General features: G+C 35.7%; 14 protein-coding genes, 1 pseudogene and 1 other annotated feature. Of the genes and pseudogenes, 2 read left to right on the forward strand and 13 right to left on the reverse strand.

Annotation, left to right across the window (positions count from 1 at the left end; translation table 11 throughout):
• Positions 1-16 precede the first annotated feature (16 nt).
• The 13 genes from LKI_RS01210 to LKI_RS01270 form a co-directional block, all read right to left on the reverse strand.
• On the reverse strand, positions 17-835 hold the full coding sequence (locus tag LKI_RS01210) for a PTS system mannose/fructose/sorbose family transporter subunit IID (protein WP_013102301.1): 819 nt from the start codon (positions 833-835) through the stop codon (positions 17-19).
• On the reverse strand, positions 828-1,631 hold the full coding sequence (locus LKI_RS01215; protein WP_013102302.1) for a PTS mannose/fructose/sorbose/N-acetylgalactosamine transporter subunit IIC: 804 nt from the start codon (positions 1,629-1,631) through the stop codon (positions 828-830). Before LKI_RS01215 ends, LKI_RS01210 begins: the two co-directional genes overlap by 8 nt.
• Positions 1,632-1,641: 10 nt before the next feature.
• The gene (locus tag LKI_RS01220; protein ID WP_013102303.1) at positions 1,642-2,112 is read right to left on the reverse strand and encodes a PTS sugar transporter subunit IIB; all 471 of its coding nucleotides are present in this window, start codon (positions 2,110-2,112) and stop codon (positions 1,642-1,644) included.
• Positions 2,113-2,255: 143 nt separating this feature from the next.
• A complete protein-coding gene (locus tag LKI_RS01225) occupies positions 2,256-3,710 on the reverse strand; it encodes an SIS domain-containing protein (protein ID WP_242651977.1) in 1,455 nt (484 codons plus the stop codon).
• A gap of 165 nt (positions 3,711-3,875) precedes the next feature.
• On the reverse strand, positions 3,876-5,075 hold the full coding sequence (locus tag LKI_RS01230; protein ID WP_013102305.1) for an MFS transporter: 1,200 nt from the start codon (positions 5,073-5,075) through the stop codon (positions 3,876-3,878).
• A gap of 240 nt (positions 5,076-5,315) precedes the next feature.
• Positions 5,316-6,134: a Cof-type HAD-IIB family hydrolase gene (locus LKI_RS01235; protein ID WP_013102306.1), complete on the reverse strand. Its 819-nt coding sequence runs from the start codon at positions 6,132-6,134 to the stop codon at positions 5,316-5,318.
• A gap of 218 nt (positions 6,135-6,352) precedes the next feature.
• The gene (locus LKI_RS01240) at positions 6,353-7,024 is read right to left on the reverse strand and encodes an ABC transporter ATP-binding protein (RefSeq protein WP_013102307.1); all 672 of its coding nucleotides are present in this window, start codon (positions 7,022-7,024) and stop codon (positions 6,353-6,355) included.
• A 5-nt stretch (positions 7,025-7,029) separates the two neighbouring features.
• A complete protein-coding gene (locus tag LKI_RS01245) occupies positions 7,030-8,085 on the reverse strand; it encodes an ABC transporter permease (RefSeq protein ID WP_013102308.1) in 1,056 nt (351 codons plus the stop codon).
• A gap of 3 nt (positions 8,086-8,088) precedes the next feature.
• Positions 8,089-8,616, reverse strand: a complete 528-nt coding sequence (locus LKI_RS01250) for a TetR/AcrR family transcriptional regulator (RefSeq protein WP_013102309.1) — start codon at positions 8,614-8,616, stop codon at positions 8,089-8,091.
• Between the two features lie 284 nt (positions 8,617-8,900).
• Positions 8,901-9,764, reverse strand: a complete 864-nt coding sequence (locus LKI_RS01255) for a MetQ/NlpA family ABC transporter substrate-binding protein (RefSeq protein ID WP_013102310.1) — start codon at positions 9,762-9,764, stop codon at positions 8,901-8,903.
• Positions 9,765-9,813: 49 nt separating this feature from the next.
• Complete coding sequence (locus LKI_RS01260; RefSeq protein ID WP_013102311.1) at positions 9,814-10,590, reverse strand: acetoin reductase; 777 nt, start codon at positions 10,588-10,590, stop codon at positions 9,814-9,816.
• A 56-nt stretch (positions 10,591-10,646) separates the two neighbouring features.
• Positions 10,647-10,902 (reverse strand) — a binding site (T-box leader).
• Between the two features lie 26 nt (positions 10,903-10,928).
• Positions 10,929-12,365: a cryptochrome/photolyase family protein gene (locus LKI_RS01265; protein WP_013102312.1), complete on the reverse strand. Its 1,437-nt coding sequence runs from the start codon at positions 12,363-12,365 to the stop codon at positions 10,929-10,931.
• A gap of 151 nt (positions 12,366-12,516) precedes the next feature.
• The gene (locus LKI_RS01270; protein ID WP_013102313.1) at positions 12,517-13,383 is read right to left on the reverse strand and encodes an SDR family oxidoreductase; all 867 of its coding nucleotides are present in this window, start codon (positions 13,381-13,383) and stop codon (positions 12,517-12,519) included.
• 380 nt (positions 13,384-13,763) lie between these two features.
• Here LKI_RS01270 and kdsA point away from each other — a divergent pair, with 380 nt between their 5' ends.
• A complete protein-coding gene (kdsA, locus tag LKI_RS01275; RefSeq protein WP_013102314.1) occupies positions 13,764-14,615 on the forward strand; it encodes a 3-deoxy-8-phosphooctulonate synthase in 852 nt (283 codons plus the stop codon).
• Positions 14,599-15,556: pseudogene (locus LKI_RS01280) on the forward strand (KpsF/GutQ family sugar-phosphate isomerase). The gene kdsA and the pseudogene LKI_RS01280 overlap by 17 nt, the downstream one beginning before the upstream one ends.
• Positions 15,557-15,692 lie beyond the last annotated feature (136 nt).

Below are 15,692 nucleotides of genomic sequence, written 5' to 3' on the forward strand. Positions count from 1 at the left end.
GTACGTTATCCTTTTATTACGGTTTCAGAATACCAAAGTATGAAAGTACTAATGAAAATCCGATAAGCAACCAAATTATTTTTGAAATAGATAGCTTATTCGTCCTCACAATGCGATAGACAATGTATGTTAACACTGCCGGTAACAATGAAGGCATAATAGCATCTAATATATCTTTTTGAACAGACATCGTGACCTTACCAGTCGCAAATGTCGTTGCCAAATTCATTTTAATGACACTGGGGATGAGCGCACCTATAACAGTCAATCCCATAATTGATGCAGCCTCAGTAAAAGCATTCAATTTACTACCAAGATCAGTAACTAATCTTGTACCTGTGGCATATCCCCATTCAAATATCTTAATTCTGAATAAGAAAACAGCAATGTTAACAAGTAACCAAATAATGGCACCAGTAGGATTACCTTGTAGACCCATATAGGCTGCAATCGAACCAAACACTGTTGGAATTAAAACCCAAAATATCGTGTCCCCAACGCCTGCCAAAGGTCCCATCAAACCTGTTTTTAAACTTTGTACAGCTGGCTGTGCCTTTTTACCTTCTCTATCCTCCATAGCAAGCGTGGCGCCCAGAATCAAAGATGCAGCTGGACCAGTCGTATTAAAGAACTTGAAATGGTTATCTAACGATGATTTATAGCCTGCTTCATCATCTTTATAAATCTTACGTAATGCCTTACTTAAAGAAAATACAACTCCCGCGGCTTGCTGAGATTCGTAGTTATACGCATTTGATGTCATAAACTGCCAGCGTAATGCTGTTCGACGAATATCTTTTTTCGTCAAATGCTTTTCTTGTTGTTCATTACTCATCAAAATCACCATCCTCTATATTTGCTTCAGTTGCACCTACCGTACTGACATTTTTATCCGCCGCAACTTTTTGAACAAAAAAGTTGTAAGCGACTGCTGCGCCAATCAAGGCCACACCCATCATTGGCATCTTTAAATAAGCTGCCGCAACGAATCCGATAATTAAATACATCAAGTGCTTTTGAATTGGCATCATAGAAATTAATATACCAATACCTACTACTGGTAAGATACCACCAGCTATGGATAGCCCATTTGTAAACCATTTAGGCAGTACTTCAAGAATAAAAGTCACAATTGGCTTTCCAAAAATAACAAAGAGTGCTGTTGGAATTGCAGTTGTTAAACCAAACAAAACAGGTGCTAAAAGTATTGTACGGTTCATTCTTTTATACTGTCCATCACGTGCGTACTGTTGCGCCTTATGTGCCAGAGGGTTGGTTAAAATTTTACCCAACACATCTAATTGGATGCCTAACATACCAACGGGTACACCGACAGCCAAAGCTGCCGCTTTAGCATCAACAATGTTGCCAGTTGTACGAACCGCCACGTAAACACCTACTAAAGCAGCTAAACCATAGTTTGGAACCGAAGAACCACCAATATTAGCCACGCCAAGCGCCATTAATTGGAATGTCCCACCAATGACCATGGCTGTTTGAATATCTCCTAGTATAAAACCGGCAATCATCGCTACAATTACTGGAAACCAGGTTGTGATGACTGGACCTTGTTGATCAATAACCATCCAGAAAGCCAACACAATAATTAAAACATCTTGAATAATTGACATATCAATCTCCCTATAGGTTGTCCACTGTTTTCTCATCATCATTAGGCACATAATGGTACGTTACTGGAACCCCTAATGATTGAATCTTTTTCACGTCGTCCTGTTCTTTCTGATCCATAGCAACCATTTTAGTAAATTGTTTTTTACCACTTTGATTAAAAATAATCCCTAAATTAACTTTTGGTATTACCACACCATTTTCAATTAACTTAACTAAAGTTGCCGGTTCTTTGACTAATATAAATACTGTGTGATTATCATATTTACCAGCTTTAAAATTTTCAATCGCCGTATCACTGCTAATAATCGACATACTTGTTCCGGCTGGTTTGCTTATTTTCATACCAGCCTTCATTGTTTCATCTTGACTAACCTCATCATCAACAACCATTAAACGTTTTGCCTTGGTGTACGCTGCCCACTGTGTGACAACAATCCCATGGATTAACCGTTGGTCTACTCTTGCTAAAACAACTGACATTTTTATTACCTCTTTCTTTTTGATACTTGTATTGTAACGTTGTTTTGTAAACGCTTTCAACCATTCCGAGATAATCTGTTAGTATGTACAAAAAGAGAACGTATTTACCATAAATGTAAATACGTTCTCTTGAATAATCATATTTAATAAAAATAACTAATAAAGAAAAACTCCATTAACCACATATCAGAAAACGGCCTAACTGCCCTTGGCACATCTTTGAAGAATATTTTTCCTGAAAGATTATAACCTACAAGATTAATTTCCTTATTTGAAAAAACTAGGACCTCATTTTCATCATCGTTAACTTGACTAACTGCTCGAAAAAAATCTGATTCATCCTTCTCATTTTTGATCAGGAAAATAAATAATGTCTCTTTGCTGTTACTAATATAGTCACTACTCGTTTGACAATTAATCTTTTGAATCAATTTATCCGTATGAAAAAACATCCTTATTAATTCATCACCTAATATTTCAGTATACTTGTCATGGTACACAACGCAGATTTGACGATAGCGGCCTAGTAATTGATGAGCCACTGAGAAATCTGTTGCCATAATATCCGTTACCGAGTGCTTAAAATATTGAATTAACGTCTGATAGCTTTCATATTGTTTTTTTTGTGGCACAAAGTCCTTTATTTCCAACCTCACTGACGACCGGAATTGTTTAAACCCATTAAAACCTAATGCCTTTGATAAGCGAAACAAGCTGGTTGTTGAAATACTTAATTGTCGACTCATAGTTGAAATACTAGTAAATATCAAATCAGGATTTTGAATCAAATTCATGAGTAACTCTTTGTTACCTGAAGTCAGGTTACTATTCATTTTAATCATATAATTTGATAATATGTTTTTGACCAATTGATGTTCATCAGCTAATTGTTTAGTTGTTGATTCTTCATTTAAATAAAAATCAATTAAACCAAATAAACCAAAAAACAAAGCGTTTAATTCATAAAAATTACCATCGATTTTTTGAGTATTAACAAAAACCGTAAAATTAGACAAATTACTTACTGGATTGGAACGCAAACTTGTAATTGTAACTATGCTAGCGCGTGTCTGATTAATAGATTGTACCGCGTTCAACAATTCCGTCGAGGTCCCGGTTCGCGTTAATACTAGGACAATATCACCATCCCCCAAGTTAGATTTGATTTCTGAAATTTCAAACAAATCATATACTTGCACAACAAAGTAACCATGTTTTGCTAATATTTCAGATAATATTTCAGATTGATTTTTTTGCGCTTTACCGGTTGATATCAAAAAAATACGCTGGCTTTTTTCAACATAGGCAATAAACGTTTTTATTTGTGCAACATCAAAATGATTGATAATATGATGAATATTTTTTTCCAAAATACTGGGTAAAACTTTAGCAGTACTGGTGATGTCAGAAAAAACAATTTGTCGATTTAAATCTAATAAAAATTCATTTGAATCTTTATATCCCATTTTTTTAGCAATACGCAAAAACGATTGCCGTGAAATGTGCAATATCTCTGTCATGTCATTCAGTGTTTTATTTTGAATCGTTGGTAGCATTTCCCAAATTTGCTGGAAAATATCTAATTCTTGATTTGACATTAATGCTTTCTTTTTTTCAAAACGATTGAGTATATCCACGATTTTTAATCCTTTGCTTTGATTATACCTTTATTTTATAAAAAAACTAGAATGGTCTAAACTGACCAATCCTAGCATGTCAAAAGATTTTTGATAAATATTCAGTGAAAACTGATATGATAATGATCATATTTGATAAAGATTGCGTCTACTATAGACTAAAGTAGATATAATCACTAACAAACTTGATGAAATTATGAATACTGCGCGCACCCCAAACTGCTGTGCAAGCATACCGAAAACAACAGAAGATAATGAGAAAGTACCTGTATATAGAACAGTTAGACTGCTGTATACACTTGGTAAAATATACTTATTAGTGTGTGACTGTATCATTGAAGTCTGTGGCACATCCTTCAATTCACCAAAAGCACCCACTAAGATAGATAACCCTAATAACCAAAATGGGTTTGAATTGATGGCCACCAAAAAGGTTACAATTCCCGTCAATAACGCACCGAAAAAGATACTCCGCGCCATATTTTTTTGTATTTGTTGACTCAGTTGATAACAAACAAAGCCACCTATGACACCACCTAACATGTAAGTGGCATTAATATACCCCCACCAATATTTTGGAATTTTCAGTGTTTTTTCAACAAAAGCTAAAATAATTGATGAAATCCATACACTATTGGCAACAGTGTCTAGAATAGAGATTATCGCAGTGAATTTCAAAATAGGTACATGATAAATAGCTTTCCAACCGCTAAGTAAGTCATACCATACATTACTTTTGTTACTTTGATGACGCATAGATGTTGCATCTAGTTGACACAATAATAAAATCGAACCAATAGCCAGAACGGTACTAATTAACAGAATTGTTTTCGTTGAGAACCATACTAGCAGAATACTGCCACCAGCCCAACCACCAATGCCAAGTAATTGAAACGAGATATTCAAAATGCTATTAGCTTTAATCAACTCGCTCCCCGCAGCGTAACGAGGCAAAATTGCTTGACTTACCGGTTGTGCAAAACCATCCATAAAAGCAATAATACTGATAATCAAGTACAAACCAAAAATATTTTTGACGATCCACCCACTTTGAATATAAAAAATTAATGCAACTAAAACAACAGCTTTAATGGCTTGTGTGATTAATAAAATACGATTCAGTCTCACCTTACTAGTGACAAGCGGGGAAACAAAACTGGCGCCAACCATTGCACCCGTGATGATTGTTGGCACCAAAGACGATGCAACAATCGAGTGCGTCAAAGTATATACTGAGCTAATAACTGCAATAATATACATTGTATCACCAATATTGGCTATTGATTGACCATATAATAAGAAAAAGAAGTTTTTATTTTTGAGCATAAACACGATACCTTCTAAAATGATTTGTAATTTAATTTTAGTTAGCTATTATGATTACACGCCAGGTTCCTGTCCTTTAAAAAATTATAGTTTAAATGTGTAAATGCTCAAAAACACTTTTTAAATTTTAACATAGCATTAATAAAAAAGCAATTTCACAATATTTTTTCTCTATCAATGCTTCAAACTCAAACAATTCTCCTTTGAATACAACATCTTTCTTTGACACTAATAGTTGTTCTAACTATGATCTGTGTTTTTTAGCAAATTATCAATAAATACACCAACACCTGCATTGTCATTAGTATCAGTAATTGTCTCAGCATATTCTTTGACATCATCCATCGCATTAGACATAGCAACAGCATGACCAACTAACTTAAACATAGGTATATCATTATGTCCATCACCAAAAGCATACGTGTTTTCAACAGCCACATTTTCTTGCGCTAAAATATACTTAACGCCATTCGCTTTTACAGCATCGACATGCGTCACTTCTAGATAGTTTTTACCCGAGCGTTGCACAGCTACTGTACGATCTGGATTATCATCGAAATATCGCATCAATTGTTGCATTATTTCTTCATCAAAAACAATCATCATGATTTTAAAAACTTCTACCGGACTTTCTAATAGGGTTTTAAAATCAACTATTTTAGGTTGTTGACCAGTAATTTTTGTTTCCAAATCAATCCCCTGATCAATTTGACGCGCATACCAATTATCAGCATCATAAAAACTCGTTGATACGTTTGGAAATTTAGAACAAATGGCTTCTATCATTGATCGAGCTACGTCAGTTTGAATCGGTCTTTTTGCAATAATCTGACGATTTTTACCAGTGCCAGTATAAATAATGCCACCATTAAAGCCAACTTGTGGCCCCTTTAATGCAAGCGCATCAATTGCAAAATCCATTTCCAATGGTGCTCTTGCAGAAACCAAAGAAAATGGTATCTCTATGCCTTTAATCGCATTTATATTGCCCTCTGGAACAGAACCATCAGATCCTAGCAAAGTGCTATCCATATCTGAAAAAAAGTGTTCAACTCTCATATTGTATACCCTCCTGATCATTTTAAAGCAATTATACTACATTATTCTTAATAATAAAGCTGATATTATTTGACAATGACATCTAATTTTAGTTATCAGGTAGATTAAGATTGCCATCCTATCATTTGTAACGTTAGTGTATTGTGCATCAAAAAAGCTAAACATCAAATCACAATATCCGATTAATTGTTTAGCTTCTAATTAATATACGCACGTCGTTACACCGTGCTGATTTTCCCATCAATTATTTCATAGACTTGATCTGCGTATGATCGCATTCTCAAATCATGCGTCACAATAACAACAGCTTTGTCATCACGAGTCGCTATACTTTTAAATAGCTTTGCTACTTCGTCTACACGTTGGCTATCTAAGGCTGATGTCGGTTCATCGGCTAAGATATAATCAGGATTAGTATATAATGCTCGTGCGATAGCCACTCTTTGCGTTTGACCGCCTGAAAGTTGGTCAGGGTACTTTGCTTGTAAATTTGAAATACCTAGCCGTTCTAAATACTGTGAAAATATTTCTGGTGGTAAATTGTTTTCTGGCTTAATGCGTTTGACTAAGTCGAATTGCTTTTTTACAGTGAGATATGGAACCAAGCTGTAAGCTTGTAATATAAATCCAATATGTTCTAACCTAAAATCATCCGCTTGCTTTTTGGAAAATGTGTTCAAATTACGATTATTTAAAAGTACTTGACCACTGGTCGCCGCTTGTAACCCACCTAAAATGGTAAGTAGTGTACTTTTACCAGATCCAGAAGGACCAACAATCAGAGTCAATTCTTTTGAATTTGCAGTGAAATTAATATGATCCAAAGCAATCACTTGACTGTCCCCTGTACCAAATGACTTTGTTACGTCAACTAGTTTAAGATTACCCATTAAAGTTACCCTCCCATCACTGATATTGGATCAATTTTTGTAATCATTCTGACAGGAACAATGGCACCAATCACACCTGTCAAAACCAACCCTATTGATGATAATATAATCAGTTTGACATCAAAGAACATTGGAACTGCTTCTGGTATAAACCACGCAGTTATCGCACATAATATACCACTAATTAGTACAGAAACACACATAATAATCAAGGTTTCACTGACCGTGTTTATCACAAGATAACGTCCTGGAACCCCCTGAGCTCGTAAAACAGCAAAGTTAGGTATTTTTTGAATTGTTAGAATATACAGGAATATCGTCACAATAACGGCTGAAATGACTAACAAAAACCCTATCATAAATATAAATGTGCTATTTTGAGCTGTATATCCAGGCATTTTATTGAACAATTGTGCTCTATTGTAACGCTTAAGATCGTTTGAAACTATCTTCTTTGAATCGCTAGTTATAATACCGCTAGCATAGAATTGATTGCTCACACCTTTAATATCTCGCCAGTTATTTAAATTACCATATATCACAGGTGACATATTATACATGGCATTCTTAACATAGCCGACAATTTTAACATCATGTGTGAGCATGCCAAGTTTCATGTGATCCCCAATTTTCAAACCTTTCTGAGTCAGTTTTGACGATATGAGCACATCATGCCTATCTTTTGGTAAATGCCCTTGTGTTAATTGAACACGGTGATATATCAGATCATTTTTTTGGATACCAACAAACATAGATGAAACGCGTACCCGATGTGCTTTTACGATCATTGGTACGATTCCAATTGCTGTCTGATCGCCAGTTAGCTGAATTTTATTCATATCATCATTTGTCAACAAAGATTGACTTAAATTACCATTAGCATCTTTACTCATCGCAACTTGAGTCAGCTGCCAATTATTCACAGCAGCCGTATTTTCATGAGCAAGTCCCATAGCTAACGCACTTAAAATAAAAATTAGATAACTGATTAGAGTCATGACAGCAATGATTAAACCATATCTAATCTTTTCTTTACGCATTTCATTTAATGCTAAATACATTGCCTATACTTCCCTTCGCCAAGTGTCCAAAGTATGAAGTGTTGAAATGATACATGTTTGCTTATCAGGATCCAAAAAGAATTCTCTAATGAGTTGATGTACGGATTGTACTAAAAGCCATTGTGATATATCTTGATTCGTCGAATGGCTATCAGGTAAACTAAAATCGCGTGATGTTAATTTGCCTCTCTTTTTTTGTAACAAAGACTCATTAACAACATAATAATGCTTCAAAAAATCAAAATGTTGACTTGTTTTAGCGTTTAAAATAAAGTCTTCTGTTGTTGACAAAATATCTTGTCTGTCAATATTTTTATGAATGTCTAAGATGACATCATTTAAGACCCATCGATAGGCATCCTCAAGGTCATCAAAGTAAGTATAAAAAGACCCTCTTGAAATTTGAGCTGCAGTGACAATATTTGAGACTTTACTTTCTGCTAACACATGATCTGAAAACTCACGATACATCGCATCATATAGCTTGTGTTGTTTTTCTGAACTTAAATTTAGAAATGTTTTTGTCGGCATGATATCAAGTCACTCTCCTATAAGTGACATTGTGTCACATTTATGACATCGTGTCAACTATTTGTAATTATAAAAACCTGTCACGCCTTTAGTCTATAAATACTAAAGAAATGACAGGTTTTATGCACTTGAAGCTACTGCCTTATCATTAAACAGTTCAAATTACTGTATATCTGTTATTTACTCATCAATAATTATGTCCTTTGAGTTTACAACTCAACACTTTATATCATGACACCCCATTTATTCATAAGAAAGTCATCCCCTTCATGCCCTAATAATGATTATTCGGATAAGTAAGTTATTGGTTTTTTAACATCAATTTTTGTCCCAGAAAATTGCTGGCTAATGTATTTTTGGGCAGATTTCGTATGATACAAGGTAACCAATTTTTTGAAATTTTTATTATTTTTGTTTTTCTGTGCTGTCGCTAAAATATTGATATTGTCTTTTGTTGATTGATCAATTTTTTCATATAACAAGGCATCTCTTAGAACGTTAAGTTTACCCTCTAATGCGATCGTGTTACCAATTAATGCTGCCGCAACCGTATTGTCCTTAATGACACGTGGTCCTGTAGTGTCATCAATTTCTTTGAACTTTAGATGGTGTGGATTATCCTGAATATCGTTAACCCCCGATAAATTTCCAAAACCTGGCTTGAGCGTAACCAACTGAGCTTTAGCTAATAATTTTAACCCACGTGCTGTATTTGCCGCATTATTAGCAATGGCAATAGTCGCACCATCAGGTATATCGCTAATTTTTTTGTATTTATCAGAGTAAATACCCATTGGTTCTAGATACGTTGTACCAAGCATTGCGAGCTTTGTTTTGGCGTTACTTTTATTGTAGGCCACATAGTAAGCGTACGATTGAAAGGCATTCACATCTATCTTTCCTTCGGCAGTCGCAGTATTTAGAGCAACACCATCCGTAAAGTTTTTAACCTTAATTATAATGTTTGCTTTTTTAGTTTCTGGTAGTTTAGCAATATGCTGCCAAATTTGCGCATCCGAACCAATAGCACCGATCGTTATCTGCTTTTCATTCTCTGCTTGGACAGAGTGATTACGTTGAATAACGATCGCGCTACCAGCAACGGCAACTACGACAACCGCCGCAATAATAATATTTCTTTTGACCATGTTAATCCTCTTTTATCTTTCAACTACCTATCACATTACCATATACTTATTAATGAAAACGCATCCCACCATCAATCAAAATTGATTGGCCTGTAATGTATTTGGCGCTTTCGGATACCAAAAATGTAACAACATCGGCGACATCTTCTGGTGATGCCGGGCGCCCTAAAGCAATTTCGTTCACGACATTTTGTCGTTGAACTGCGGGTGTTATACCCTTAATTTGGGCTGTCCGTTCATCAATATAATCACGCAACGGTGTTAGTACAATTCCTGGATCATAGGCATTAACCGTGATGCCATCACTAGCTAATTCTTTTGCTGCAGATTGACCTAACCCACGAATCGCAAATTTTGAGGCTGAATATGCACTTTGCAACGCGGAACCCTCAACACCGGCTAAAGAAGCGGCATTAATTATCCGACCGCCATCGCCTTGCTTTTTAAATTGTGTGGCAGCAGCCTGTATGCCCCAAAACGTACCTTTAATATTGACATCAAATAGTCGCTCAATTTTATCCGGATCACTAGCCACTATTGTATCAATAAATGCAATACCAGCATTATTTATAAAGACATCTAAGCGGCCAAAATCGTTTACAACACGATCAACCAAATCAAACACAGATTGACGAGAGGCAACATCTAAAACATAGTATTTTGCAAAACCGTTTCTGACTTTATTGATGCCATCTGATACTGCCTTAGCAGTGACTTCATCAATATCAGCAATAGCCACATGGTAATTTTCCTTCACTAATCGTTCCGCAATTGCGCGCCCAATTCCTCTGCCACTGCCAGTTATGATAGCCACTTTATTTGACATTTTTCCACCTCATTTTTTAAATACAATAAAAAACCGCAACTCTGAAAAAATCAAAGTTGCGGGACGACTTATATCGTGTTACCACCCGTTTTTCGCATCATATTACTAAAAGATACGCTCACTAAGTACCAAAAAACACGATGATACTCTGACACGATAACGGGTGTCGCCGAAAGATATTTACATACCAAGCTACTCATATCAATTTAAACTCCAAGACCATATTCCAAATTAGCATCATACTGACTTTCACCATACACCAGTTCTCTATAAAATCAACATAATATGTACTCATCTTATCAACGTTTTATAATAATTAGATTATATAATAGTGAGATTTAAATGTCAACACTATTCATTGTTTTGCTCTTTTCATATGCAGCTATAGCGTTAATTCGTGCTGTTTTATGATTCACAATTGGCTTGGGATAGTCATGACCGATACTAATATGATAACGCTTTTGATCTATTGATGATAGTTTATTTGGTTCATGGATTTTTGCACCTGGTATACGTTTTAATTCAGGTATATATTTTTTTATGAATAAACCTTGTGGATCAAATTTCTTTGATTGCAGTGTAGGATTGAATATTCTAAAGTAAGGCACACTATCCGTACCAGTTGATGCTGCCCATTGCCACCCACCAATGTTGCTAGCGGGATCATAATCTACTAGTTTCTGTTTAAAATAATTTTCTCCCCATTGCCAATTAATAAGTAAATCTTTTGTTAGAAACGATGCAACAATCATACGTAAACGGTTATGCATCCAACCGGTCTCGTTAAGCTGTCTCATCGCTGCATCAACGATAGGAAACCCAGTATGCCCTGTTTGCCAATCATCAAATCCAATCTTATCATCACGCCATCTAATTTGTCGAAATTCTGGTCGGATAGCAGATTCATTTTGCTGCGGGTGCGTGGCGTAAATCATATTATAATAGTCACGCCAACATAATTCTTTAATGAATGTTGAACGACCATCACTATCAGGCGCTTGTTTAATACCCTCATAAACTACTCTAATTGAAATCTCGCCCGTTCGCAGGTAACGTGACAGATGACTAGTTGCATCTAACGAGGGCACATCACGATTCTGGTCATACTGTGTTAACTTATTTTCAATGAAGTCAGACAATATCTTTCTGGCCTTATCTTCACCAATCTGATCAACATAAGCATAGCTATGTTTCTCATCAATTAAAGCGTCTAACATACTATCTTGTTCCAATGTAGATACTGTCAAGTGTTCCTGACTAATATTTGTTAGGTCAATTGTTATAGGATTTGATTTAACTAATGTCATCCATCGCTTAAAATAGGGTGTGAACACCTGATAATAATGACCATCAGCCTTTTTGATATCGTGGGCAGCGTGTAGATTATAATCCATAGTGGCGTGTACACTAATGTTCAATTTTTCTTGACAATATTTTGTAATAACCTGATCACGTTCGCCACCATAACCATGTTCATCACGATTAAAGTATAAATCACGCCAATGAGGTAGTTGCTTTTTGATATGATTAAACATATCTTTTAACTCACCATAAAACACATAAAGATTAATGTTTTGTTTCTTCAAGCTTTTTTTTAATTGTTGTACACTAGCAAAGAAACTACTTTGATTAACAGTTGGTTGTTTTTCAAGTTGTTGGGTATCAATATGAAAAACAAATAATATTTTATCGCTATTTTCAACCGCATGCGCTAAAGCAATATTATCAGACACACGTAAATCTCTACGAAACCACATCACACTTGTTTTACTCAATTTATTTCCCCCAAAAAAACATGTCATCAGCAAAAATTATCTACCAATTGTAACATTGATTATTTTACCAGAGTATCACCCAACATTAGTACGATGCCGTTATTTATTTTTACCATTGTGGTGTAACTGATTTTTAATAATGAACAACATATTACAAACCGCCAGTTACTTTAATTGACTCACCTGTAACGTAACTTGCTTCATCAGAGGCCAGAAAAACATAAGCCCCAGCTAATTCTGCTGGCTGTCCAGCACGTTTCAGTGGCGTCGACTGACCAAACGTAGGAATATTTTCGGGTAGTTGTCCACCCACAATTTGTAGCGGTGTCCAAATTGGTCCTGGTGCCACACTATTTACACGAATACCACGATTAGCAAACTGCTTCGCCAAACTTATTGTCATATTTTTGAGTGCTGCTTTCGTACCAGCATAGTCAATTAAAAAAGCAGCGGGTTGATCAGCTTGAATCGAATTAGTCGTTATAATACTACTACCAGGTTGTAAATGTGGAAGCACGGCTTTTATTAGCCAAATTGCACTAAACACATTTGTTGTATACGTATCAATCAGTTGCGTTGTCGATAGTTCAGCAATATCTACCACAGCTTGTTGCTTACCAGCGACCAAAACTAAAATATTAATATCACCTAAAAAGGCCACTGCCTCATTAACCAATGCTTGGTTAAATTTTTCAGATTTTAAATCGCCAGGCACAAGTTTAATGCGTTGTCCCAGTGATTCAACAATGCCTTTCACTTCTTGCGCATCTGATTCTTCTTCAGGAAGATAATTCAATACAATATCCGCCCCCTCATGGGCATAGGCAATTGCAACAGCACGACCGATTCCTGAATCACCACCCGTAATAAGGGCTTTTTTATATTTCAGACGCTCATGTCCAACGTAACCTGCTGCCCCATCATCCGGTGTTGGCGACATACGACTTTGGAGGCCTGGCTCCGGCTGTGACTGTTTTGGAAAATACTCAATTTGATGTTGTTCATTTATATTTGTCATAATTATCTCCTATTGATTAAGTTATTTCGATTAACTGAATAATCTTGCTAAATAGCCACCTAAAGTCATTCGAAAACATTTTCATAATCAATTTCACATAAAGCTCATTTTATTATGATTTTTATAATATTAATTTTTAAAGAAAATCATATATAAACAATGATACGCGCGCCGTTTGCTTACTTGGTAATTGCCTAAAGAATAACAAATTACTGACTTATTTGCAACTGTAATGATTGTTTTAATATTAAAACTTTGTTGCTATATTGTAATCAATACAACACGTTATTCACGTATTTATTCATAAAAAGTGTTATACTTACACTAATACTAAGTTCTTTATAGTGTTTAGTGCTAATAAAGTTAGGAGAAGGAATGCTATGTCTAAAATAAGTGATGTATTTCAAGCGTACGATTTTAAAGATGATCGTCTCACGATTTTAGCCGGTCCCTGTGCGATCGAATCATATGAAATTTGTGCCGAGGTCGTTGAAACATTAAAAGCGATCACTGATGAGCTAGGCATAAATTATGTTTTTAAAGCCTCTTTTGACAAAGCCAATCGTAGCTCACTTGAATCAGAACGTGGCGCTGGTATGACAGCTGGTTTAGAGGTGTTACAAAGAATCAAAGACACCTATCACGTACCTATTGTCACTGATGTACATGAATCTTATCAATGTGCATCAGTTGCCAAAGTGGCAGACGTCTTACAGATTCCAGCATACCTTAGTCGACAAACTGATCTTCTACTCGCTGCTGCCAAAACTGGTCGTGTTGTTAATATCAAAAAGGCTCAATTCATGGCACCAGAAGATATTCAGAGCGCTGTTAACAAAGTAGCCCAAAACAATGAACACATATTGGTGACAGAGCGTGGCACGATGTTTGGTTATCATCAATTGGTCGTCGATATGACTAGCTTAATTCAAATGCGAAAAACTGGTTATCCTATTATCTTCGATGCAACACACTCTGTACAAATACCAAGTGGTTACGGTAATCATTCTGGTGGTACTCGTGATTACGCGTTCCCTCTAATGCGTGCAGCGTTAGCAATTGGTATTGATGGCATATTTGCTGAAGTTCATCCCAATCCACCAGAAGCAATATCAGATCAAGACAGCCAATTATATCTATCTAAAATTCGTCCTATTTTGGAAAATGCTAATCAACTTTTTCATGAACACCTTGAAATGAAGGCGGTATACGATCATGACGACTTACTATGATGATGCAAAAAAAACTTTTGAATTAGAAATTGATGCTTTAAAATCAGTGCGTGAAACACTTGACGAACATTTTGATGCTGTAGTTGAGACAATTTTAGCCAACAAGGGACGAACAATTTTTATTGGTATTGGAAAATCTGGTATTATTGCCGAAAAAATAGCAGCCTCGCTTTCATCTGTTGGCGTTTCTAGTTTTTTCATTGATGCCGGTACCCGCCTATCATGGTGATCTAGGGCGTGTTTCAGTAGACGATGTCGCAATTTTCATCTCCAATAGCGGTGAAACACAAGAAGTCATACAAACACTTTTCGCATTAAAAAACATTCATCAAGACAGCCTCAAAACGATTGCTTTAACAGGATCTGATGAGTCAACGCTAGCTAAAAGCACAGACCTCGTATTGAAAATAGACGTTGCTGAGGAAGCAGATCCTACCAAACTAGCGCCAACAAGTTCAACAACTGCTACTTTAGTGATGGGAGATGCACTATTAATCGCTATTGAAAAAGCTAATGAATTCAAACGAGAAGACTTTGCATTGTATCATCCAGGTGGCTCAATCGGTAAAATGCTTTTGCGTAATGTGGAGCACTCCATGCACACTAAAATTCCTTATGTTAAAACCACCACACCAATCAATGATGTTATTTATCGTATTAGTGACTTTGGTGTAGGCATGACACTCGTTAAAACACCCGAGGATACAGTTATTGGTATTATAACGGATGGTGACATTCGTAAGAAATTCCTATATATCAATCAAGTCAAAGGATCAACTGCATCTGATTACATGACTGAAGGATTTATAACGATTAATAAAAAAGCACGTAACAATGCAGCTTGGAAAAAAATGGCAGCTAATAATATTTCTAACCTTGTCGTCGAAGATGACAATGACAAAGTTGTTGGTATTATTACAATTCACGATGTCCTAGAATGATAACTATTAATCATGTTTAAAATAAAATACCACCTACAGCATTCTTTAATACTGTAGGTGGTATTTTTCTCGATCTTGAAAATATACTGATACGTTTTGTACACTAAAAAAATCCATTGGTGTGATTGCTTTTTTG

This window comes from Leuconostoc kimchii IMSNU 11154 (assembly GCF_000092505.1).
Lineage (GTDB): Bacteria > Bacillota > Bacilli > Lactobacillales > Lactobacillaceae > Leuconostoc > Leuconostoc kimchii.

Bases quoted from the DNA above. Each gene is read 5' to 3' on its own strand.
- LKI_RS01210 (WP_013102301.1), bottom strand. From the start codon at position 835: ATGAGTAATGAACAACAAGAAAAGCATTTGACGAAAAAAGATATTCGT.
- LKI_RS01215 (WP_013102302.1), bottom strand. From the start codon at position 1,631: ATGTCAATTATTCAAGATGTTTTAATTATTGTGTTGGCTTTCTGGATG.
- LKI_RS01220 (WP_013102303.1), bottom strand. From the start codon at position 2,112: ATGTCAGTTGTTTTAGCAAGAGTAGACCAACGGTTAATCCATGGGATT.
- LKI_RS01225 (WP_242651977.1), bottom strand. From the start codon at position 3,710: ATGTCAAATCAAGAATTAGATATTTTCCAGCAAATTTGGGAAATGCTA.
- LKI_RS01230 (WP_013102305.1), bottom strand. From the start codon at position 5,075: ATGCTCAAAAATAAAAACTTCTTTTTCTTATTATATGGTCAATCAATA.
- LKI_RS01235 (WP_013102306.1), bottom strand. From the start codon at position 6,134: ATGAGAGTTGAACACTTTTTTTCAGATATGGATAGCACTTTGCTAGGA.
- LKI_RS01240 (WP_013102307.1), bottom strand. From the start codon at position 7,024: ATGGGTAATCTTAAACTAGTTGACGTAACAAAGTCATTTGGTACAGGG.
- LKI_RS01245 (WP_013102308.1), bottom strand. From the start codon at position 8,085: ATGTATTTAGCATTAAATGAAATGCGTAAAGAAAAGATTAGATATGGT.
- LKI_RS01250 (WP_013102309.1), bottom strand. From the start codon at position 8,616: ATGCCGACAAAAACATTTCTAAATTTAAGTTCAGAAAAACAACACAAG.
- LKI_RS01255 (WP_013102310.1), bottom strand. From the start codon at position 9,764: ATGGTCAAAAGAAATATTATTATTGCGGCGGTTGTCGTAGTTGCCGTT.
- LKI_RS01260 (WP_013102311.1), bottom strand. From the start codon at position 10,590: ATGTCAAATAAAGTGGCTATCATAACTGGCAGTGGCAGAGGAATTGGG.
- LKI_RS01270 (WP_013102313.1), bottom strand. From the start codon at position 13,383: ATGACAAATATAAATGAACAACATCAAATTGAGTATTTTCCAAAACAG.
- kdsA (WP_013102314.1), top strand. From the start codon at position 13,764: ATGTCTAAAATAAGTGATGTATTTCAAGCGTACGATTTTAAAGATGAT.